The sequence below is a fragment of the Mycobacterium sp. NPDC003449 genome (assembly GCF_053588415.1).
Genome location: NZ_JBSFPX010000036.1, coordinates 1 through 20309, shown reverse-complemented (window position 1 = coordinate 20309; position 20309 = coordinate 1). Strand labels below are relative to the sequence as shown.

The 20309-nt window shown below is 67.3% G+C and carries 22 protein-coding genes and 1 pseudogene; 14 read left to right on the top strand and 9 right to left on the bottom strand.

All coding sequences use genetic code 11. The features are described from left to right. Positions 1-12 precede the first annotated feature (12 nt). Genes ACWDTP_RS12440 through ACWDTP_RS12430 form a run of 3 tightly spaced genes read left to right on the top strand, consistent with a single transcriptional unit; the run spans position 13 to position 2598 of the window. Positions 13-1308, top strand: a complete 1296-nt coding sequence (locus ACWDTP_RS12440; RefSeq protein WP_450019997.1) for an adenylosuccinate synthase — start codon at positions 13-15, stop codon at positions 1306-1308. Next, a complete protein-coding gene (locus ACWDTP_RS12435; protein WP_450019995.1) occupies positions 1305-1934 on the top strand; it encodes a PaaI family thioesterase in 630 nt (209 codons plus the stop codon). The genes ACWDTP_RS12440 and ACWDTP_RS12435 overlap by 4 nt, the downstream gene beginning before the upstream one ends. Before the next feature lie 19 nt (positions 1935-1953). Further along, positions 1954-2598: a hypothetical protein gene (locus ACWDTP_RS12430; RefSeq protein WP_450019993.1), complete on the top strand. Its 645-nt coding sequence runs from the start codon at positions 1954-1956 to the stop codon at positions 2596-2598. Here the strand turns inward: ACWDTP_RS12430 and ACWDTP_RS12425 are convergent. The 4 genes from ACWDTP_RS12425 to ACWDTP_RS12410 are packed head-to-tail and all read right to left on the bottom strand — an operon-like array spanning position 2595 to position 5673. Next, on the bottom strand, positions 2595-3419 hold the full coding sequence (locus tag ACWDTP_RS12425; protein ID WP_450019991.1) for an alpha/beta fold hydrolase: 825 nt from the start codon (positions 3417-3419) through the stop codon (positions 2595-2597). The genes ACWDTP_RS12430 and ACWDTP_RS12425 overlap by 4 nt on opposite strands. Positions 3420-3433: 14 nt before the next feature. Continuing rightward, positions 3434-3628: a ferredoxin gene (locus tag ACWDTP_RS12420; protein ID WP_450019989.1), complete on the bottom strand. Its 195-nt coding sequence runs from the start codon at positions 3626-3628 to the stop codon at positions 3434-3436. 5 nt (positions 3629-3633) lie between these two features. Further along, positions 3634-4848 (bottom strand): cytochrome P450, encoded by a 1215-nt coding sequence (locus tag ACWDTP_RS12415; protein WP_450019987.1) that lies wholly within the window; start codon positions 4846-4848, stop codon positions 3634-3636. Positions 4849-4857: 9 nt separating this feature from the next. Further along, complete coding sequence (locus ACWDTP_RS12410; protein ID WP_450019985.1) at positions 4858-5673, bottom strand: alpha/beta fold hydrolase; 816 nt, start codon at positions 5671-5673, stop codon at positions 4858-4860. Positions 5674-5761: 88 nt separating this feature from the next. Between ACWDTP_RS12410 and ACWDTP_RS12405 the strand changes: the two genes are divergently transcribed. Further along, entirely contained in the window at positions 5762-5902 is a 141-nt protein-coding gene (locus ACWDTP_RS12405; protein WP_450019983.1) for a hypothetical protein, read from the top strand. A gap of 242 nt (positions 5903-6144) precedes the next feature. Here the strand turns inward: ACWDTP_RS12405 and ACWDTP_RS12400 are convergent, their stop codons facing one another. Further along, positions 6145-7737 (bottom strand): Na+/H+ antiporter, encoded by a 1593-nt coding sequence (locus ACWDTP_RS12400; protein WP_450019981.1) that lies wholly within the window; start codon positions 7735-7737, stop codon positions 6145-6147. 43 nt (positions 7738-7780) lie between these two features. Here ACWDTP_RS12400 and ACWDTP_RS12395 point away from each other — a divergent pair, with 43 nt between their 5' ends. The 9 genes from ACWDTP_RS12395 to ACWDTP_RS12355 all read left to right on the top strand — a co-directional run bounded on the left by ACWDTP_RS12395 (position 7781) and on the right by ACWDTP_RS12355 (position 15681). Next, entirely contained in the window at positions 7781-8092 is a 312-nt protein-coding gene (locus ACWDTP_RS12395) for a UBP-type zinc finger domain-containing protein (protein WP_450020043.1), read from the top strand. 23 nt (positions 8093-8115) lie between these two features. After that, positions 8116-9483 (top strand): formate-dependent phosphoribosylglycinamide formyltransferase, encoded by a 1368-nt coding sequence (purT, locus tag ACWDTP_RS12390; protein ID WP_450019979.1) that lies wholly within the window; start codon positions 8116-8118, stop codon positions 9481-9483. 2 nt (positions 9484-9485) lie between these two features. Further along, entirely contained in the window at positions 9486-9953 is a 468-nt protein-coding gene (locus ACWDTP_RS12385) for an Rv0361 family membrane protein (RefSeq protein ID WP_450019977.1), read from the top strand. Continuing rightward, entirely contained in the window at positions 9950-10375 is a 426-nt protein-coding gene (locus ACWDTP_RS12380) for a rhodanese-like domain-containing protein (protein ID WP_450019975.1), read from the top strand. Before ACWDTP_RS12385 ends, ACWDTP_RS12380 begins: the two co-directional genes overlap by 4 nt. Beyond that, complete coding sequence (locus ACWDTP_RS12375) at positions 10372-11592, top strand: O-succinylhomoserine sulfhydrylase (protein WP_450019973.1); 1221 nt, start codon at positions 10372-10374, stop codon at positions 11590-11592. Before ACWDTP_RS12380 ends, ACWDTP_RS12375 begins: the two co-directional genes overlap by 4 nt. A gap of 3 nt (positions 11593-11595) precedes the next feature. Beyond that, positions 11596-12003, top strand: a complete 408-nt coding sequence (locus ACWDTP_RS12370) for a hypothetical protein (protein ID WP_450019971.1) — start codon at positions 11596-11598, stop codon at positions 12001-12003. Positions 12004-12082: 79 nt separating this feature from the next. After that, complete coding sequence (locus tag ACWDTP_RS12365) at positions 12083-13012, top strand: LysR family transcriptional regulator (RefSeq protein WP_450019969.1); 930 nt, start codon at positions 12083-12085, stop codon at positions 13010-13012. A 105-nt stretch (positions 13013-13117) separates the two neighbouring features. Next, positions 13118-14635, top strand: a complete 1518-nt coding sequence (locus ACWDTP_RS12360; protein ID WP_450019967.1) for an APC family permease — start codon at positions 13118-13120, stop codon at positions 14633-14635. An 11-nt stretch (positions 14636-14646) separates the two neighbouring features. Then, positions 14647-15681 carry an aminotransferase class IV gene (locus ACWDTP_RS12355; RefSeq protein ID WP_450019965.1) on the top strand — a complete coding sequence of 345 codons (1035 nt, stop codon included), beginning with the start codon at positions 14647-14649 and terminating at the stop codon, positions 15679-15681. A gap of 69 nt (positions 15682-15750) precedes the next feature. On the opposite strand, the gene ACWDTP_RS12350 is transcribed toward ACWDTP_RS12355, so the two are convergent. From ACWDTP_RS12350 to msrA, 3 genes and pseudogenes are all read right to left on the bottom strand, one after another. Further along, a complete protein-coding gene (locus ACWDTP_RS12350) occupies positions 15751-16614 on the bottom strand; it encodes an SDR family oxidoreductase (RefSeq protein WP_450019963.1) in 864 nt (287 codons plus the stop codon). Positions 16615-16667: 53 nt separating this feature from the next. Then, a pseudogene (locus tag ACWDTP_RS12345) lies at positions 16668-18412 on the bottom strand (cytochrome c biogenesis protein DipZ). Positions 18413-18427: 15 nt separating this feature from the next. Continuing rightward, the gene (gene msrA, locus ACWDTP_RS12340; protein WP_450019961.1) at positions 18428-19156 is read right to left on the bottom strand and encodes a peptide-methionine (S)-S-oxide reductase MsrA; all 729 of its coding nucleotides are present in this window, start codon (positions 19154-19156) and stop codon (positions 18428-18430) included. Between the two features lie 177 nt (positions 19157-19333). Between msrA and msrB the strand changes: the two genes are divergently transcribed. After that, entirely contained in the window at positions 19334-19861 is a 528-nt protein-coding gene (gene msrB, locus ACWDTP_RS12335; protein ID WP_450019959.1) for a peptide-methionine (R)-S-oxide reductase MsrB, read from the top strand. Positions 19862-19886: 25 nt separating this feature from the next. On the opposite strand, the gene ACWDTP_RS12330 is transcribed toward msrB, so the two are convergent. Beyond that, positions 19887-20309: DM13 domain-containing protein (locus tag ACWDTP_RS12330; protein WP_450019957.1), on the bottom strand; the 423-nt coding region annotated here is incomplete at its 5' end.

Here is a 20309-nt window from a genome sequence, read left to right as displayed (position 1 = left end):
GGAGATTACGCCATGCCGGCAATCGTGCTCATCGGCGCCCAATGGGGCGATGAGGGCAAAGGAAAAGCCACCGACCTGCTCGGTGGGCGGGTTCAGTGGGTAGTTCGCTACCAGGGCGGCAACAACGCCGGGCATACCGTCGTGCTGCCGACCGGGGAGAACTTCGCACTGCACCTCATTCCCTCGGGCATCCTGACCCCGGGGGTCACCAACGTCATCGGCAACGGTGTGGTGGTCGACCCCGGCGTGTTGCTCACCGAACTGAAGGGGCTCGAGGAGCGCGAAGTCGACACCTCGGGGCTGCTGATCTCGGCGGACGCGCACCTGCTGATGCCCTATCACGTCGCCATCGACAAGGTGGTCGAACGCTACGCGGGCAGCAAGAAGATCGGCACCACCGGCCGCGGTATCGGTCCGTGCTACCAGGACAAGATCGCCCGGATCGGCATCCGGGTGGCCGACGTGCTCGACGAGACGTTGCTGGCCGAAAAGGTCGAAGCCGCGTGCGAGTTCAAGAACCAGGTGCTGGTCAAGATCTACAACCGCAAGGCCCTGGATCCGGCCGAGGTGGTGGAGAACCTGCTCGCCCAGGCCGAGGGCTTCAAACACCGCATCGCCGACGCCCGGCTGCTGCTCAACCAGGCCCTGGAGAACGGCGAGACTGTGCTGCTGGAGGGGTCGCAGGGCACGTTGCTCGACGTCGACCACGGCACCTACCCGTTCGTGACCTCGTCGAACCCCACCGCGGGCGGCGCGGCGGTGGGATCGGGCATCGGCCCGACCCGGATCACCACCGTGCTCGGCATCCTCAAGGCGTACACCACGCGCGTCGGCTCCGGCCCGTTCCCGACCGAGCTGTTCGACGAGCACGGCGCCTATCTGGCCAAGACCGGCGGCGAGGTCGGGGTGACCACCGGCCGGGCCCGGCGCTGCGGCTGGTTCGACGCCGTCATCGCGCGCTATGCCACCCGGGTCAACGGCATCACCGACTACTTCCTGACCAAGCTCGACGTGCTCTCGAGCCTTCAGACCGTGCCGGTGTGCGTCGGATACACGGTGGACGGCAAACGCACCGACGATATGCCGATGACCCAGTCCGACATCAGCCGGGCCGAGCCGATCTATGAGGAGCTGCCCGGCTGGTGGGAGGACATCAGCTCGTGCCGCACCTTCGACGAGCTGCCCGCCAAGGCGCGCGACTACGTTCTGCGGCTCGAAGAGCTTGCCGGCGCCCATGTTTCGTGCATCGGGGTCGGGCCGGGCCGGGACCAGACCATCGTGCGCCGCGACATCCTGGCGGCCAGGTGAGCGACGACGGGCCCGAGTCGGTCTTCGAACAGCACGGCGGCTTCCCGGTTTTCGAGCCCGCCGAGCCCGGGCCGGGGTTCGCGCGGTTCCTGACCGCAATGCGCCGGGCCCAGGATCTGGCGGTTTCGGCCGACCCCGACGCCGACACCTGGGACGAGGCCGCCGACCGCGCCGAGCAACTGGTCAAGCTGCTCGACCCGTACCAGGCCGCCGAAGGGGTCGGTCCGGCGAACCGGGTGCCGTCGCTGCCGGGGGCGGGCAGCTTGCTGATGCCGCCGTGGACGATGTCGAAGTTCGAACCCGAGGGTGTCGAATTGCAGGTGCGGTTCAGCCGATTCCATGTTGGCGGCAACTACGCGGTGCACGGCGGCGTGCTGCCGCTGCTGTTCGACTCGGTGTTCGGCATGGTCATCCACGCCGCGGGCCGGCCGATCAGCCGCACCGCGTTCCTGCACGTCGACTACCGCAAGGTCACGCCGATCGACACCAACCTGACCGCCCGAGGATGGGTGCGAGAAGCGCAGGGCCGCAAAGCATTCGTCAACGCCGAGCTGCGCGATCCGGAGGAGAATCTGCTCGCCGAGGCCAACGGTCTGATGATCAGATTGCTGCCCGGCCAAGCCTAATGCGTGCGACCATGTCCTGGTGGTCCAACGAGGGTTGCACCGGCTGTCGACGCCGCGCGCGGCAGCGGTCGCCGGAGTGCTGTTCGCGCTGCTGTTCGGTACGGCGCTGGCCCTGATCCGGGCCGCCCTGCCGGAAGGGGCCCAGCCGGGATCGCAGTGGCTCATCGACGGCAGCACCAATCTCAAGGTCGCCGCGGCCATCATGCCGTTCGCCGGGATCATGTTCCTGTGGTTCATGGGCGTGGTGCGCGACGGCCTCGGCGGATACGAAGACAAGTTCTTCTCCACCGTGTTCATCGGCAGCGGCCTGTTATTCCTGGCGATGATGTTTGTGGCCTCCGGCGTCGGGGCCGGCCTGGAACGCAGCGGCGCGGCGATCGACTCCGAGGTGGCCGCCCTCGGGCAGATGGTGCTGCTGGCGATCTCCAAGACCTATGCGCTGCGGATGGCGGCGGTGTTCATGATCTCGCTGGCCACCATCTGGCTGAAGACGGGTCTGATGCCCCGCTGGCTGGTCGTCGCGACTTATGTTGTCGCGGTGGTGCTTCTGCTGGCCGGTGATCTGAGCATGTGGCTGGCGCTGGCGTTCCCGGTCTGGGTGCTCGGGGTGAGCGTGCTGCTGTTGGCCCGCGCCGGTGTCCTCGACCTGGACCGCGACAACTAATCCTCGCGGGCGAGAAATGTGTTGAGCCGCTGCAGGACCAGGCGCGGGGCTTCCAGCTGAGCCAGGTGGCCGACCCCCGGTAGGGTCTCGAACGACGCCTGCGGGATCAGCGCATGAAGCGCCCTGCCCCGCTCCAACGGGATCCACGGGTCCGCCTCGCCCCAGATGATCTCGACCGGACACCGGATGTCACCGAATGCCCGCTCGACCTCAGCGGTGTACTTTTCGTCAGCTTGCGCGAACTGTCGGTAGAAACTACTGAAACCTGCTGGGGAGAGCCATGGTTCGACAAGCTGGTCGAAATCTCCGGTGTCGATGTCGCCGATGATCGCACCTTTGATGTAGGCCTCCACAACGGCACGGTGAATATGCGGCGGAAGGCCGAGAAACGCATCCACATGACGGCCGACGTGGTCGAAGAACGCCGATCCCCATGGTCTCATCGCGACGACATTCATCAGGACGTACCGGTCGAAGTCGCAGCCGTGCAGCAGATGCGCCCGCAGGGTCGTCGCCCCGCCCATGTCATGGGCGACCACCGCGGGGCGGTGCAGGTCCCAATGCGCAAGCATCTCGGCGAACACCTGCCCCTGTACATCGAGTGACGTGCGCTGCTGCGCGTGCTTGGCGGATTGCCCGTATCCGGGCATGTCGTACCAGTGGACGCGAAACCGCATCGTGAGGTCGGGGATGACCCGATGCCACGAGAACGACGACCACGGCCAGCCGTGGGCCAGCACGAGCGCCGGCCCGTTACCGGCCCGACCGGCCGCTACGGTGCCTGCGGTTGTTTCGACGGTTTCGTCGAGCTTCCATGACATCCGACGAGGTGCGCCTATTCGCCCACCAATCGCAGTGCACTCGCAGGGCACAGCTTGACGGCCTCGCGGGCGTGGTCGACTTCCTCGTCGGGAACCTCGTCGACCAGCACCGTCACGACACCGTCGTCATCCTGGTCGAACAGCACATCGGAGGTCATCACACAGTTGCCTGACGCGATGCAGGCGTCCGAATCGGCTTCAATCCTCATGGCATTCACCACCCCACCGCCAATGACCGTAGTCCGTAGATGAAGTTGAAGGACCGGAATTGCACGTCCTCGAACGGTTCGGCCAGGGTCAGCCCCGGGAAGCGGCGCAACAGTGCCGGGACGGCGATGCGCATCTCCATGCGGGCCAGCGGGGCGCCGAGGCAGTGGTGCACCCCGTGGCCGAATGCCAGGTGTCCGGGTGCGCCGCGCCGGATGTCGAGCACATCGGGGTCCTCGACGAAACCGGGATCGCGGTTACCTGCGGGCAGTGACGCGAACACCAACTCGCCCGCCGGGATGTGGACGCCGGCGATCTCGACGTCGGTGGTGGTGATGCGGGGGATGGCGTTCTGAACGATGGACAGCCACCGCAGCAGTTCCTCGATCGCCGGGGCGACGGCGTCCGGATCGTCGCGCACCGCTGCGAGTTGATCGGGGTGACGTAGCAACGCGAGGACTCCCAGCCCCAGCATGTTCGACGTCGTTTCGTGGCCGGCGAGCAGCAGTAGCGCGGCGATACCGATCAGCTCGTCATCGGTGAGCTCGTCGCCGTGGTCGCGCACCAGCATGCCGAGGATGTCCTCGCCGGGATCACGGCGGGCCCGGCCGACCAGGCCCCGCATGTACTCGCGGCCCTGCCGTTGCAGCTCAAGCCGTTCCGGGAACGGCACCGAGAAGTCGAGCTGCCGGGCCGACCGTTGCTGGAAGTCGTGGCGGTCCTCGTAGGGCACCCCGAGGAGTTCGCAGATCACCAGCGACGGGATGGGCAGGGCGAACTCAGCTACCAGATCCGAGGGCGGGCCGGCAGACTCCATCGCGTCCAGGTGTGCGTCGACGATCTCGGCGATGCGTGGTTCGAGGCGTTTCATGCGGCGGATGGTGAATTCGGCGGTGAGCATGCGGCGCAGCCGCTGGTGTTCGGGTGGGTCGAGACCCAGCAGGTTTCCGGCCCGCGCGCTGGCCTGGTCGGCTCCGGGCAGCTGCGGGGCACCGGGCAGGACAAAACCGGGTGGCCTGCTGTTGGCGAACCGTTCGTGATCCGACAGTACGGCCTTCACGTCCTCATGTCGGGTCACCAGGTATACCAGGTTGCCGAGAGAACTGACGACGCTGCGGACCCGGTCGCCCTCGCGGACCTCGTTCAGCTCCGGCGACGGGTCGAAGTTGTTGCGCCGCATGTACAGCGGCGGCTCCGGTGGGAGCGTGGTCTGCCCGGTCATGCCCTGACGTTACCCGCGTGCCAGGAATTCCCTGATCAACGTGTTGACAAGGGCCGGATTCTCTAGCGCGGCCAGGTGCGCGACGCCGTCGAGCACCGCGAGCTGGGCGCCGGGGATGGCCTCAGCCATTTCTTTGGTCTCGGCGAGCGGGAACGTCGCATCCTCGGCCCCGGCCACGACCAGCACCGGAGTGTGCACCCGCGACAGCAGGCCGCGCTGATCGGGCCGTCGCGGCACCACACTGGTCACCGCCCATCCGCTGGAATCCACGTCGACGCCGCGCACCGCATCCCGCACGAACGTGACCACCTCGGGTCGGGTACGAAACGTCGTCGGGCCGAGGAACGCCTTGAGGGCGGAACGGGTGAGCGGGCCGCGCATCCCGCCCAGCACGCCTGCCGCCCGCAGCAGCGCCCCGTATTCGATGCGCTGGCGCCACCCGGCCGGTGAGGCGGTGCAGTTCATCAGCACGGCGCGGCCCACCCGGTTCGGGTACAACGCGGCGAACGTGCCACCGATCATCCCGCCCCAGGAATTGCCGACGAAGTGGGCCCGCCGGACCCCGACGCCGTCGAGGATGTCGGCGACGGTGTCGGCGCAGTCGGTGAAACTGAATGGGGCGGTGAGTTTTTCACTGGCTCCATGCCCGGGCGGGTCGACCAGGATGACCCGGTGGTCGGCCGCGAACTCCCGTGCCTGGCCGGACCACATGTCGGCGTTCATGAGCAGGCTCGGCCAGAACAGCACCGCATCGCCGTCGCCGCGGACCCGCACGCGCAGCCGGCCCAGCCTGGTCGGCAGTCTCAACTCCTGCACGGTCGCCATGGTAGGAGAGTCGACGCGATCATGACCACAGTGCACAGATCGGCGCAGCGACAATGTGTTCGGCGAGCGGATACAGTCGAGGTCCGGTGTGGAGTACCACGCCCCCGACGAATTGATCGCCGAGTTTGTCGCGCAGCCAAACCAAGTGCTTGGCATCACCGAGGTTCGGGCCTCCGGCGGCTTTGACCTCAACGCCGAGCACCCGGCCCGTCGGAGTATTCGACAATGATGTCCACCTCATGCCGGCCCTGTTCGGTGCGTGGGCGATGGAGGATGGGTTCAGACTCACAGACACTCACCTCGGCACGTAGTTGTGCCCAGGTAATCGCTGTTCACACCCATAGAGTAGCGTTTTTACGCAGCTTCCAATAGCGAGAAAACGCAGACGCTAATCCCGTTTTAACGCACACTTGAGTACCGGAATCCCGCATGCCGTTTCTCGGTTCACAACCCCGGCCCGCAGCGCCCCGCTTAATCCCGGTTCAGGGTGGCCTCTTCCAGGTCGAGCCCGTGCAGCACGGTGCGCAGCACCTCGTCGTCGATATGGCCCGCGTCGCGTTCGGCGATGAACGTCTCCCGTTCGGCGGCAAGCATTTCCAGCCGCAGCCGGCGGAACGCGGACGTCGGGCTCTCGCCGATGTCTTCCTCGTCGCGTCCCAACCGTTCCCATGCCGCGTTGCGGCGCCGGGTGTTCCAGGCGCGCAGCACGTCGGCGGCCCGGTCGGAGACGTCGACGCCCGCGGGCTGTTGGGCCAGCAGTTCGTCGAGGCGCTCGGCCGCCGCCCTGGCCGCCTTGTCCTGTGCGGCGGCCGTGGCGACCGCATCGCTGTGCGCCTCGTTGCCCCTGGCGCCGAGCACCCGGATGAACCACGGCAGCGTCAGACCGTGCAGCAACAGGGTTCCGACCACCACGACGAACGTCAGGAACACCAGCTGTGGCCGGCCAGGGAACGCCTCGCCGGACAGCGTGGTCAACGGGACACCGAAGGCGGCCGCCAGCGACACCACCCCCCGCATACCGGCCCACGCCACGACGAAGATCTGGGCCCGGTCGGGCTCGGGTTCGTGTGCCCGCACCTGTCTGGACAGCATCCGCGGCAGGTAGGTGGCGACGTACACCCAGATGATCCGCACCGCGATCACGGTGACCAGCACCGCGGCCGACGAGATCGCCAGGGTCGCGGCCGAGATTCCGGCGAGTTCGCTGATCACCTTCGGCAGCTGCAGGCCGATCAGGAGGAACGCGAACGACTCCAGCACCAGCTGCAGCGCCTTCCACACGGCCTGATCCTGCAGCCGGGTGGCATAGCCGGCCTGCGTTTCGCGCTGGCCCAACAGCAGCGCGGCCACCACGACCGCGATCACGCCGGAACCGTGGGCCTCCTCGGCGAGCAGGTAGATGAAGAACGGGGCCACCAGCCCGACGGCGCTCTCGACCAGCGGGTCGTCGAGCCGGCACCGGATGTAGTGCACCACCATGCCGATCGCCCCGCCGACCACCGTGCCACCGACGGCGGCCAGCGCGAACGTGCCGAGCCCGCTGCCCCAGCTGGTGGCCGCACCGATCGAGGCGGCCAGCGCCACCTTGTAGGCGGTCAGCGCGGTCGCGTCGTTGAGCAGGCTCTCGCCGCCGAGCAGGGTCATGGTGCGGCGCGGCAGGCCGAGCCGCCGCCCGACGGCGGTGGCCGAGACGGCGTCGGGCGGCGCCACGATCGCGCCGAGCGCCAGCGCCGCGGCGATGGTCAGCTCGGGCACCGTGTGGAAGGCCACCACCCCGACCGCGAACGTCGTAGCCAGCGGCAGCCCCACCGCGAGCAGCCCGATCGGGCGGAAGTTGCGGCGCAGCGCCACATAGCTGCTCTCCAGGCCCGCCGACCACAGCAACGGCGGCAGGATCACGAACAGCACCAGATCCGGGTCGAGGAACACGTCGTGGAAGCCGGGCAGGGCGCTGCCCGCGAGCCCGGCCACCACCAGCGCCAACGGCGCCGATACGTCGAAGTGGCGGGCCACGGCGGCCAGCAGGATCGCTGCCACCAGCGCAGCCAACAGTGAGGCACCCACGTCGTCCGACCTCCTTCACGTGCGGTCCTTATCCTTGATCAACATGCTGAGGAGATCACGTCGGCGTGAGCCGAGATCTGCGCCCCCAACCTGTGAACACCTCTCCGCCGACAGCGCATCCGGGGTGGAGCCGCGGCCGCTCACCCCGGGACGATGTCAGGAGTGCGCAGAGGATGGCGAGAATAACTGGGCGCATCTGCGGATGTGCATGACCTGCGGTCACGTCGGTTGCTGCGATTCCAGTCCGCACCAGCACGCGCAACGGCATTTCCACCAGAGCGGGCACGCCGTGATGCGGTCCGCCGAACCCGGCGAGAGCTGGCGGTGGTGTTATATCGACCATCGCGTTGGTTGACGATCTGGCAGGCTGGGGATGCGATGAGTGAATCGATTGAGGACGCCGTGACCGATGACGCCGTGGCCGATGACCCGGCCGCGGCGGAGCCCGCGGCGGACACCGCCCCGGAACCGGAAACGGCGCAGGAGCCTGCCGAGGGCACGGCTGAGGACACGGCCCCTGAGCCGGCTCCGGACACCGCGGAACCGCGCGTCGAGAAGGCGCCCGAGCCCGGGGCCACCGTCATGTTGCTGGGCTCGGGGGAGCTCAGCCGGGAGCTGGCGCTCGCGTTCCAGCGGCTGGGTGGTGTCGTGGTCGCGGTGGACCGGTCCGATGCGCCCGCCCACGGGGTGGCCGACCGGTCGGCGGTGATCCAGATGAACGACGCCGAGGAACTCACCGCCCTGATCGAGCGGGAGAAGCCGCGGTATGTGGTCACCGAGTCGGGTGACATCGCGGCCGACGCCCTGATCGCGGCGGCCGAGCGCGGCGACAGCGAGGTGCTTCCGACCCCGCGCAGCATCCGCCTCGGCCAGGATCGGGAGGGGCTGCGCCGGTTGGCGTCCGACGAACTCGGCCTGCCCACGGTGCCGTTCTGGTTCGCCGGGTCGGTGGAGGAGCTGACGGCGGTCGCCGAGCATGCCGGCTATCCGCTGGTGGTCAAACCCGTGGTCGGTGAGGTCCGCGACGGCGAGTCGGTGCTGCTGCGTCCCGACGATATCGAGCCGGCCTGGCAGCGGGCCAGCACCGCGGGCCCGATCGCCCATCCCCGGGTGCTGGCCGAGTCCGTGGTCGAGGTGGACTACGAGATCACCCTGCTGGCGATCCGGACCACCGGCCCGGCGGGGCCGGCGGTGCAGTTCTGCGAGCCGATCGGGCACCGCTACGTCGGCGACGGTGAGGTGCTGGAGGCCTGGCAGCCCCAACAGATGTCACCCGCGGCCCTCGACGGTGCGAAGTCCATCGCCGCGCGCATCGTGAACGCGTTGGGCGGGCGCGGCGTGTTCGGCGTCGAGATGCTGGTGCAGGGCGACGATGTGTACTTCTCCGACGTCCGGATCCGGCCGCACGACAGCGGACTGGTCACCCTGCGGTCCCAGCGGCTGTCGGAGTTCGAACTGCACGCCAGGGCGATCCTGGGACTGTCGGTGGACACCATCATGGTGTCCCCGGCCGCGGCGGAGGTCAGTTACGGCGACGCCGGTGCCGGGAACGGCCGGCGGGCCGATGTCACGGCGGTACTCGCCGAGGCCATGGCGACGTCGGAAAGCGATGTCCGGTTGTTCGGCCGCCAGGACGAGTCCCAGGACCGGCGCAGGCTGGGGGTGGCGCTGGCCACCGCGCCCGATGTGATCGTGGCCCGTGACCGCGCCAAGCGGGTGGGCACGGCACTGCGCAAGCTCTGGTAGCCATGGCGCAGGATCCGGCGAATTCGGACTACACCAGGCCCGACCGGCCCACCATGGCCCCGTTCTTGGCGGCGCTGGCCATCATTGTGCTCGTGGTGATCGGCATCGGGCTGGCCAATCTGTTCGGGGGCGACGGGTTGTCGGAGGATCAGCGGGTGGGCCGCGCGGCGGTCGGCCAGAACGATGCCATGCAGCGGGAGAACTACGTGGAGTTCACCGGTTACACCTGCGCCGGCCGGCACGGCACCGAGGCAGATTTCCTTGCCCGCCAACGCGCTTCGGTGGACCAGCGGGGTGCCCGCTACGTCGACGATGTCACCGGGGTGCGCATCGACGGGGACAGCGCCACCGCCACCGTCGTCTACCACTTCGACAAGGCACCCGACACCAAGGTCGACGCCGAGACGAGGTTCGTGCGGGAGGACGGCGAATGGCGGGTCTGCTCGGGTATGGGAGACTCACGCCCGTGAGCTATGCGGGAGATATCACGCCTGAGGAGGCCTGGAAGCTTCTGAGCGAGGAGCCCGAGGCGGTGCTGGTGGACTGTCGCACCGACGCCGAGTGGCGGTTCGTCGGGGTACCCGACCTGGCCTCGCTGCAGCGTGAGGTGGTGTACGTGGAGTGGACCCGCACCGACGGCAGCCATAACGACGGGTTCATCGACGAGTTCCTGGAAAAGACCGGAGCGTCGGGGTCGGCATCGGTCGAGCGGACGGTGGTGTTCCTGTGCCGTTCCGGCAACCGCTCCATCGGAGCCGCCGAGGCCGCGACCGCGGCCGGTATCGGCCCGTCCTACAACGTGCTCGACGGGTTCGAGGGCAACCTGGATGAGGACCGGCACCGCGGCGGTACCGGCTGGAAGGCGGTCGGGTTGCCATGGAAGCAGTCATGAGCGGCCCCGACGGCCAGGTTCCCTCGGTTCGCGTCCCGGCCGCCCTGCCCGACGGGGTCAGCCAGGCCACGATCGGGGTGCGCGGCGGTCTACTGCGGTCCGGGTTCGAGGAAACCGCCGAGGCCATGTACCTCACGTCGGGTTACGTCTACGAGTCCGCGGGCGCCGCGGAGCAGGCGTTCACCGGCGAGGTCGATCGCTATGTGTACTCGCGCTACGGCAACCCGACCGTCTCGATGTTCGAGGAGCGGCTGCGGCTGATCGAGGGAGCGCCCGCCGCATTCGCCACCGCGAGCGGGATGGCCGCGGTGTTCACCGCACTGGGCGCGTTGCTGGGCGCGGGCGACCGGCTGGTGGCCGCCCGCAGCCTGTTCGGTTCGTGTTTCGTGGTGTGCAACGAGATCCTGCCGCGCTGGGGCGTGGAGACCGTGTTCGTCGACGGCGACGACCTCTCGCAGTGGGAGGAGGCGCTGTCGGTGCCCACCCAGGCGGTGTTCTTCGAGACGCCGTCCAACCCGATGCAGGCGCTGGTCGATATCGCCGCGGTGTCCGAGCTGGCGCACGCGGCGGGCGCGAAGGTGGTGCTGGACAACGTTTTCGCCACCCCGCTGCTGCAGCAGGGAATGCCCCTCGGTGCGGACGTGGTGGTGTACTCGGGCACCAAGCACATCGACGGCCAGGGCCGGGTGCTCGGCGGCGCGATCCTCGGCGACCAGGAGTACATCGACGGCCCGGTGCAGAAGCTGATGCGCCACACCGGCCCGGCGATCAGTGCCTTCAACGCCTGGACGTTGTTGAAAGGCCTTGAGACGCTTGCGGTCCGGGTGGATTACGCGAACCGCTCGGCGCAGACGGTGGCCGAGCATCTTGAGGGCAAGCCAGGGGTGAGCTGGGTGAAATACCCGTTCCTGCAATCTCATCCGCAGTACGACCTGGCCAAGCGGCAGATGCGCGGCGGCGGCACCGTGATCACATTCGAGCTGCCCGGCGGCAAGGACCGGGCCTTCGAGGTGCTCGACAAGCTGCGCGTGATCGACATCTCCAACAACCTCGGTGACGCCAAGACGCTGGTCACCCACCCGGCCACCACCACCCACCGGGCCATGGGCCCGGAAGGCCGGGCCGCGATCGGGCTCGGCGACGGCGTGGTGCGCATCTCGGTGGGCCTTGAGGGCACCGAGGATCTGATCGCCGACCTGGATCAGGCGCTGGGATAGGGCGTGTCGCGCCAGAACGACGCCAAGAAGGCCCGCCGCCGCAAGCGGCAGGCGACCCGCGACGCGCGCTGGGTTCCCGAGGAAGTGGTCCAGCAGCTCTCGGACATCCAGGATGCGGTGGTCGCCGATCTGGCCGAGTTCGACGAGCGAATCACCGAGCGCGGCTGGACCTTCGACGAGGACGAATCCGGTGACCAGCACGCGGTGTGGTTCTACGAGCCGTCGGGCAGCGAGGTGGACGATGGCCTGCCGGTCACGGCGCTGTGGCTGGACGCCGACGACGACGGTGAGATCGTGAACGTGACGTTCGTCGGCACCGTCGACCGGTACGAGTTCACCCACGACGAGTTCTTCGGGCACCTCGACGCGATCGAGGCCTACCGTTCCGGTGACCCGCTACCCGACTTCTAGGGCGAGCAGACGCGGCCGTACCCCTTTTCCCGCGTTCTCGGGTACCGGCGCGTCTGTTCGGCGGGGATAGCCTTGCCGCATGACCGAGGTGACGCTGCGTCAGCTGCGCTACTTCGCGGTGCTGGGTGAGGAGCTCAACTACCGCAGGGCCGCGGGGCGTCTGTTCATCACGCAGCCGGCGTTGTCGACGGCCATCAAACAGCTGGAACAGGCCTTCGGCGTCGTGCTGCTCAACCGCAACACCCGGGAAGTGGCGCTGACCGATCTCGGCGCGGCGTGGTTACCGCAGGTGCAGCAGGCACTCAGCGGTGTCGACGCCGTGGTGGAGAACCTGGTGACCCTCTCGGGCACCCGGCAGGGCCGGCTGCGGTTCGGCTATCTCATCGGCACCGGTGCCGACCTGCTCTTCCGCATCGTGCGGCACTTCGAGTCGGCCTATCCGGACGTCCGGGTCGAACCCCTCGAGTTCGACTTCGCCGACCCGACCGCCGGTCTGTCCGACGGCTCCACCGAGGTCGCGCTGATCCGGCCGCCGGTGGACCTGCCCGAGCACCGGATGCTGATCCTGGACTCGGAATCCTGGGTGGCGTGCCTGCCGCGGGATCACCGGCTGGCCGAGCGCCGGGAGGTCGAGGTGGCCGAACTGCTCGACGACCCCATCGTGTGCGCACCGCTGACGGCCGGGCCGTGGCGGGACTACTGGATGGCGATGGACGTCCGGGGCACCCGCCCGCCGGCCATCGCCGCGGTCGCGGCGACCTACGAGGCCGAGACCACGGCAATCGCCCGTGGGCTCGGCATCAGCTTCACGACCGCGTCGGTGTCGCGCTTCTATGACCGGCCCGGCATCGTCTACGTGCCCATCGTCGACCGGCCACCCAGCCATGTGGCGCTGGCCTGGCACCCCGGCGGGCTGAGCCCGCAGGCCGACGCCCTGATCCGCCACGTTCAGCAGGAGTGGAGTTTCGGCGACGGTGAGGACATCGCCGTGCCCGCCACCCAGTACTGATAAACCAGGATTATCAGTAGATCAAAAGCCCAAACTTCCGGTAACCGGCCGGTGGCGGTTTCCTTACATCAGTCGTATCTGGCTCACCTCTGACCTGGAGTGATCATGACCGATGCTTTGAAGGCGGCGGCCCCGTCCACTCATTCGCCCGACCCGGGTGCCGCACCCAGCGCCGAGGACGCCAAACTCGCCGAACTCGGCTACACCCAGAAACTCGACCGTTCGGTGGGCACCCTGGCCTCCTTCGCGATCGGCTTCGCCACCATCAGCGCCACCACCGCGGTGTTCACCGGATTCGGCGCGGGCTACTTCACCGCCGGGGGCCCGTTCGTGTGGACCCTGCTGCTGGCGGGCGCGGTGTTCGCGCTGTGGGCGTTCATCGCGGCCGACCTCACCGCCAAGCTGCCGCTGGCCGGCTACTCCTACCAGTGGATCAGCCGGATCAACGGCCCGAACCTGGCCTGGTTCACCGGGTTCATCGCGCTGATGGGCTGGGTCTGCGGGATGACCGGGGTCGGATTCATCCTGTCCGGGTACCTCGGCGGGCTCTTCGGCTGGAGCATGAGCCAGAGCGCTCAGATCCTGCTGGCCATCGGCGTCGTGTTCGTCTGCGTGCTGATCAACATCTACGGCGTCCGCTTCGCCACCATGGTCAACAACATCGGTGTGAGTCTGGAACTGGTCATCACCGTCGGCGCCACGGCGCTGGTCGCGATCATCGCGTTCTCGGCTCCGGAGCACCACCAACCGATCTCGGTGCTGTTCACCGGCGGCGATTCCGGTGGCAGCGACTCCTACCTGCTGGCCTGGCTGGCCGCCGCGCTCGGCCCGTTCTTCGGATTGATCGGCGTCGAGTCCGGGGCCGACGTCGCCGAGGAGACCAAGAACGCGCGCCACGTGGTGCCCAAGACCATGTTCTACGCGCTGGTCACCTCGATCGTCATCGAGCTGCTGATGTACATCGTGTACGTGCTCGCCATCCGCGATGTGGGGGCGGTCGAGGCCAACGCGGCCGCCCCGATCGAGGAGATCATCAATCAGCAGGCCGGCCCCATGGTCACCAAAATCGTGGTGGCCGTGGCCCTGACGAACATTCTGGCCTGCCTGCTGGCCAATATCCTGGTCGCCACCCGGCTGACCTACTCGATGGCCAGGGACAATATGTTGCCGTTCTCCCAGATCTGGCGGCATGTGTCACCGACCCGTAAAACGCCCACCTACGCCGTGATCGGCCTCGGCTGCCTGTCCACGCTGCTGCTGTTGTCGGCGCTGGTCAACGAGGCCGCGTTCAACTACATCATCGGGATCGCGTCGCTGCTGTTCTTCTTCGTCTACATCCTGCAGACCATCGGCCTGCTGGTCGGGTACCGCCGCGGCACCATCCCGGTGGGCGAACCAGGCACCTTCGATCTCGGCCGGTTCCGCCTGCCGCTGTACATCACGGCGCTGGTGGTGTTTCTCGGTGTCGCCGTGACACTGCTCTTCCTGCCCCAGTTCACCAACAACAAATGGGTTTTCCTCGGTGTCGTCGTGATCGCCGGTGCCTGGTGGGCTACCGGTCTCAAGACCCGGCTGCGCCACGGCGAGGCGGGTGCCGACTACGTCAAAACCCACAACGTCTGAAAGGACTCGAAATGACAACCGCGACACCGTCCTCGCGCGCCGACCTCGGCGCCAGCAACCTGGTCGCCGTCGAACCGGGCGCCATCCGCGAGGACACCCCGCCCGGTTCGGTGATCCAGTACAGCGACTACGAACTCGACACCAGCAGCCCCTTCGCCGGCGGGGTGGCCTGGATCGAGGGCGAGTACCTACCCGCCGAAGAGGCCAAGATCTCGATCTTCGACACCGGATTCGGGCACTCCGACCTGACCTACACCGTCGCACATGTGTGGCACGGCAATATCTTCCGGCTCGGCGACCATCTCGACAGGCTGCTCGACGGGTCCCGCAAGCTCCGGCTCGACCCGGGGATGGATAAAGCCGAGATCGCTGAAATTACCAGGAAGTGTGTGTCGCTGTCGCAGCTGCGGGAGTCCTTCGTCAACTTGACCGTCACACGCGGCTACGGAAAACGCAAGGGCGAGAAGGATTTATCCAAGCTGACCCATCAGGTCTACATCTACGCGATTCCCTACCTGTGGGCCTTTCCGCCGGACGAGCAGATCTTCGGCACCACCGCCATCGTGCCCCGCCACGTCCGCCGCGCCGGGCGCAACACGGTCGATCCGACCATCAAGAACTACCAGTGGGGCGACCTGACCGCGGCCAGCTTCGAGGCCAAGGACCGCGGGGCCCGCACCGCCATCCTGATGGACGCCGACAACTGTGTCGCCGAGGGGCCCGGCTTCAACGTGGTGGTGGTCAAGGACGGCAAGCTGGCCTCACCGTCGCGGAATGCGTTGCCCGGCATCACCCGTAAGACCGTGTTCGAGATCGCGGACGCCATGGGAATCGAGGCCACCCTGCGGGACGTGACGAGCCATGAACTCTACGACGCCGACGAGCTGATGGCCGTCACCACGGCGGGCGGGGTGACCCCGATCAACACGCTCGACGGTGAGGCGATCGGCAACGGTGAGCCCGGAGCGCTCACCGTGGCGATCCGGGACCGGTTCTGGGCGTTGATGGACGAGCCGTCCCCGCTGATCGAGGCCATCACCTACTAGGCCGAGCAGACACAAACCTGACCATTTTTCGCAGAAAGTGGTCAGGTTTGCGTCTGCTCGCGGGGTTAGTCAGCTCTTGCCCTCCGATTCGATGACGCCCTGCGCGGCCTGCGCACGGTCCTCATAGCTCTTGCGTTTGGCGGCGTCGTACTCCAGGAAGACCCGGTCGAGACCGAGCTTCCGGTTCATCCAGCGCCGACCCCGCGGCGGCAGCATCTGCGCGGCCTGCGCGGTGAACCGCAACGGCGGCGGGACCGACACGTGGGTCTTGGGTTTGTCGAGCGTCTTGACGATGGCGGCGGCGATCTCCTCGGGCTCGACCGGCTTGACCGCGCCGCCGGAGCTGGTACCCGAGATCAGGTCGGTATTGGTGAACGGCGGCATGATCACCGAGACGTCGACGCCGTGCGGGGCCATCTCGTCGGCCATCGCGGTCGACAGCCCGACCACGGCGTACTTGGCGCCGACGTAGACCACCTGGCCGGGCAGCGGGATGAGTCCGGACAGCGAGGCGATGTTGATGATGTGCCCGCGGCGGCGCTTGACCATATCCGGCAGCGCGAGTTGGCAGCCGGTGAGGACGCCGTACACGTTGACCTCGATCGACGACCGGATCGACTGCTCGGTCTGCTCCAGGAACGGGCCGATCGGCATGACGCCGGCGTTGTTGATCAGGACGTCGATGTGGCCGCCACCGTCGGTGCGGGCCTTGTCGAGGAACACCGCGAAGGATTCCCGGTCGGTAACGTCGAGCGGGTAGCCCGAGACCTGTCCGAGTTTGGTCAGATCGACGACGGCCGACTCCTGCAGCGCCACGTCCCGGTCGCCGATCACCACGCGGGCGCCGCGGGCCAGCAGGGCCTTCGCGGTGGCATAACCGATACCGCGCGCGGCGCCGGTGATCGCGATGGTCCTGCCTCTGATGTTGTCCATGACGACAAACTTTACACGTGTCAAGTTTTCCGCGGAAGAGGTGTTGTCGTCGCTCAGCCGAAGGTGAAGGAATAGGCCTGCAGTCCCTTGCTGAGGCGCACTTCGAGAGTCCCGTGTGCCGATTGCCCGCCGGTGGCGATCTGGTGCAGCGTCGGAGGTCCGCTGATCGGTATCTGTTCCGTTCGGCCATTGCGAACCACCGTCATGGTGCCCTCGCCGCCCGCCACGATGTAGACGTCGCGGGCGGTGTAGTTCAGTTCGATACCCGAGGTGTCGGACCCTGACGTGGCGCCCTGGTAGTCGAGGGTCCACAGGCCCTGCAGGGCGAAGCTGTCGTCCGGGAGCCGCGACGGGTAGGCGAATGTCGCGTCGCCCGCCTGATACGGTCCGACACCGTCGTAGTTGCCCACCCGGTCGACCGAGAGATACGTCTCCGGCGTCTGCACACCGTTCGGCGTGGTGTCCACCGAATCGCCGGGCGCGGGTAGCGCGATACCGGGGTGGGCGGCGGTGAGCAACTGCCGGATCAGCTTCTCGGTCACGTCGTAGTCGCCTTCGCCGAATTTCACGTGCCGCACCGTTCCCTCGGCGTCGATCAGATAGTGGGCCGGCCAGTACTGGTTGCGGTAGTTGGTCCACGTCGACAGGGTGTTGTCCAGGGCGATCGGATAGGTGATGCCCAGATCCTTTGCGCCACTGGCAACATTGCCAGGACCTTCTCGAACGCGTACTCCGGACTGTGCACACCGATGACCTCGAATCCGGAGTCCTTGTACCTGTCGTACCAGTCGGTGACGTGCGGGATGGCGCGTTGGCAGTTGATGCACGAATAGGCCCAGAAGTCGACGAGGACCACCTTGCCGCGCAGATCCCCGAGGTTCACCGGCGCATCGCCCGCGGTGTTGAGCCAGTCGGTGATCCCGACGATATCTGGTGCGGTGCCACAGCTTTCGAGTTTCGTGGCACCGGCGGTGCAGTTGCCCAGATCCATGTTCTGGTCGTTGACCGGGCCGGCCAGGTTCAGGTTCTCCGGCAAGTCGGAACCGGCGACCTTGTCCTGCAGGGCACTGGTGTAGTCGGGGACGATACGCTGCAGCGTGGCGGGCAGGTTGAGGGCGATGGCAACGGCGAAGACCAACATCACGATGCCGCCGGCGATCCGGATCTGACGTTGGCGGCGCCGGAAGGCATCGACCCGTTCGGAGACCCGTTGGCCGGCCAGGGCGAAGACGAGCAGCGGGATCGACACTCCGACCGCGAAGGACACGGTCAGGACGATGATCGGGAGGCCGATGGATCCGGTTGCGCCCGCCAGCACGATCGCCGCCAGCACCGGGCCGGCGCACGGCACGAAGAGCAGTCCGAGGGCGAGGCCGAGCCCGAATCCACTTTTGCCCTCGCTGACGTTCCACTGCGGGATGCGGGCGAAGGGTCTTTCCAGGAGATCTTCGACCTTGGGGAAGATCAGGCTGAGGCCGATGACGACCAGCGCGGCGATGCCGATCCAGCGGATGGTGTCCTGCGGCAGGTGCAGCAACGAGAGCAGCGCGGAGCCGACGAGTGTGACGATGCCGAAGCTCAACACGAGCCCGCCGATCACCCGGTACGGGCGCAGCCGCTCGGCGACATCGTGTTTCGGCCTGGCCTCGGTCGCCACGCCACCGCCGCCGGCGCTACTTGTACCGGCGTCCTCGCCGACGGCACCGGACACGAAGATCACCGGTAGCACGGGAAGTATGCAAGGGGAGATCCCGGTGATCAGGCCGCCGAGGAAACCGATCAGTGCAAGCGTGTACATGGCAGCGTCGCCGGATCAACGAGCCAGGGCAGACATCAGCACCGGATCGTCGCGGTAGAGCTCCGGGAACGTGTGCTTGAGATTTTCCACCTTGGGCAGGTCGTTGATCTTGATGTAGGAATTCGTGGGGTTGGAGGTCAGGTAGTCCTGATGATACGGCTCGGCGGGGAAGAACTCGGTGTTCGGTGAGATGCTCGTGACGACCGTGGCCGGGAAGATCGCGTCTCGGTTCAGCTGCGCAACATAGGCTTCCGCAATCCGCTGCTGGCTCGCGTTCTGGGTGAATATCACCGATCGATACTGGGTGCCCGTGTCCGGGCCCTGGCGGTTGAGCTCGGTGGGGTCGTGGGCCACCGAGAAGAAGATTCGCAGCAGTTGTCCGTAGGTCACCTGGGTCGGGTCGTAGGTGATGCGCACCGATTCGGCATGCCCGGTGGTGCCGGTGCCGACCGTCGGGTAATCAGCGGTTTCCCGCGATCCGCCGTCGTAGCCGGATTCCGCCGAGACAACCCCTTTGACATGTTGGTACACACCCTGAACTCCCCAGAAGCAACCGCCGGCCAGTACCGCGGTCTCGCTGGTGACCCCGGTCCGCACCGGCTCGTCGACCGCCGGTGGCGGAACCGAGATCGACGTTGCCGCACCACCGGTCGGCATCGCCTGCAGTCCTCCGATGAGCGCCACCGCCGCGATGAGCACCAGTCCCAGGCCGGTTGCCGCATATGTCCATCTGCGCGGAGTCACAACTCGCACCTCATCCTCGAAACCCGTTGAACGCCAGTATGTGTGTAGTTTCCCCCCTTGAGTCGGCCGAGGTACCGCCGGCGGACATCCGTCACGAATCGGTAATGCGGGATGACCGAATACTGACGAAACGACGGATCGAAACCGTGACGAGCTCTGCGTCCTTACGGTCGGGGAATGACCGCTCCGACACCGCAACAGCCGCACCATCGGCCGACCCGTCGTCATGTCCTGCTGGGCACTGCTCTGCTCGGCGGCGTGCTCGCCGGGTGTGGCTCGCTCGGCGGCCGGGCCGTGGCCGATACGCCGACCGAGAAGTTCGAGGTCACCCACACCGATGCGGAGTGGAAGCAACGACTGACTCCCGAGCAGTACGACGTCCTTCGTGCCGCGGGTACCGAAGTGCCCTACAGCAGTCCACTCGACGACGAGCATCGCGCCGGCGTCTTCAGCTGCGCCGGTTGCGGTCTCGACCTCTTCTCGTCCACCACCAAATTCGACAGCGGAACCGGCTGGCCGAGTTTCTGGACGACGTTGGATGGCGCCGTCCTCGAGCGGTCGGACAAGACCTTGGGCATGACGCGCACCGAGGTGCTCTGCCGTCGCTGTGGTGGCCATCTTGGCCACGTGTTCGAGGACGGCCCCCGGCCAACTGGACTGCGCTACTGCATGAACGGCGCGGCGCTGACTTTTCGGTCGACCTAGGACCTGCCCGTCCCCGCACCGGGCCTCACGCCAGCTTCGCGGCTCCGAGGACTGAGTGGGCCTTGTCGTCGCTGATCAGGACGGTGTCGTACTTCGAGGCGTCCACACCGCTGATCGAAAAGGTCTGAGACGCTTTGTCGAACGCAACGCTGCCGAGTCCCTTGCCCGCAGCCACCGCGCTCGGGTCGGTTCCGTTGGTCAGGTAGATGTGCAGATCCGGTGACTCGTCGGACGAGAAGTCGGAGAGCACGAGCTCGCCTGCGGCGATGTTGACCTTCCCGGCGACGTGTTTGTCGTTGAGCCCCTCGAAGGTGCCGGTCCGTGCGCTGGACGCGCTCTGCATCATCGCCTGCTGCGACGGCGACGCCTGCGAGCTGGACTGCGCATCGGTCGTCGAGGTGCCGCAGGCCGTCAAGGCCAAAGCAAGTGTCAGCAGGGCCACACCCTT

Bases quoted from the DNA above. Each gene is read 5' to 3' on its own strand.
- ACWDTP_RS12415 (WP_450019987.1), bottom strand. From the start codon at position 4,848: ATGACCGGGCAGACCACGCTCCCACCGGAGCCGCCGCTGTACATGCGG.
- ACWDTP_RS12420 (WP_450019989.1), bottom strand. From the start codon at position 3,628: ATGAGGATTGAAGCCGATTCGGACGCCTGCATCGCGTCAGGCAACTGT.
- ACWDTP_RS12440 (WP_450019997.1), top strand. From the start codon at position 13: ATGCCGGCAATCGTGCTCATCGGCGCCCAATGGGGCGATGAGGGCAAA.
- ACWDTP_RS12395 (WP_450020043.1), top strand. From the start codon at position 7,781: ATGCTGAGGAGATCACGTCGGCGTGAGCCGAGATCTGCGCCCCCAACC.
- ACWDTP_RS12365 (WP_450019969.1), top strand. From the start codon at position 12,083: ATGACCGAGGTGACGCTGCGTCAGCTGCGCTACTTCGCGGTGCTGGGT.
- ACWDTP_RS12350 (WP_450019963.1), bottom strand. From the start codon at position 16,614: ATGGACAACATCAGAGGCAGGACCATCGCGATCACCGGCGCCGCGCGC.
- ACWDTP_RS12385 (WP_450019977.1), top strand. From the start codon at position 9,486: ATGGCGCAGGATCCGGCGAATTCGGACTACACCAGGCCCGACCGGCCC.
- ACWDTP_RS12355 (WP_450019965.1), top strand. From the start codon at position 14,647: ATGACAACCGCGACACCGTCCTCGCGCGCCGACCTCGGCGCCAGCAAC.
- msrB (WP_450019959.1), top strand. From the start codon at position 19,334: ATGACCGCTCCGACACCGCAACAGCCGCACCATCGGCCGACCCGTCGT.
- purT (WP_450019979.1), top strand. From the start codon at position 8,116: ATGAGTGAATCGATTGAGGACGCCGTGACCGATGACGCCGTGGCCGAT.
- ACWDTP_RS12360 (WP_450019967.1), top strand. From the start codon at position 13,118: ATGACCGATGCTTTGAAGGCGGCGGCCCCGTCCACTCATTCGCCCGAC.
- ACWDTP_RS12375 (WP_450019973.1), top strand. From the start codon at position 10,372: ATGAGCGGCCCCGACGGCCAGGTTCCCTCGGTTCGCGTCCCGGCCGCC.
- ACWDTP_RS12410 (WP_450019985.1), bottom strand. From the start codon at position 5,673: ATGGCGACCGTGCAGGAGTTGAGACTGCCGACCAGGCTGGGCCGGCTG.
- ACWDTP_RS12425 (WP_450019991.1), bottom strand. From the start codon at position 3,419: ATGTCATGGAAGCTCGACGAAACCGTCGAAACAACCGCAGGCACCGTA.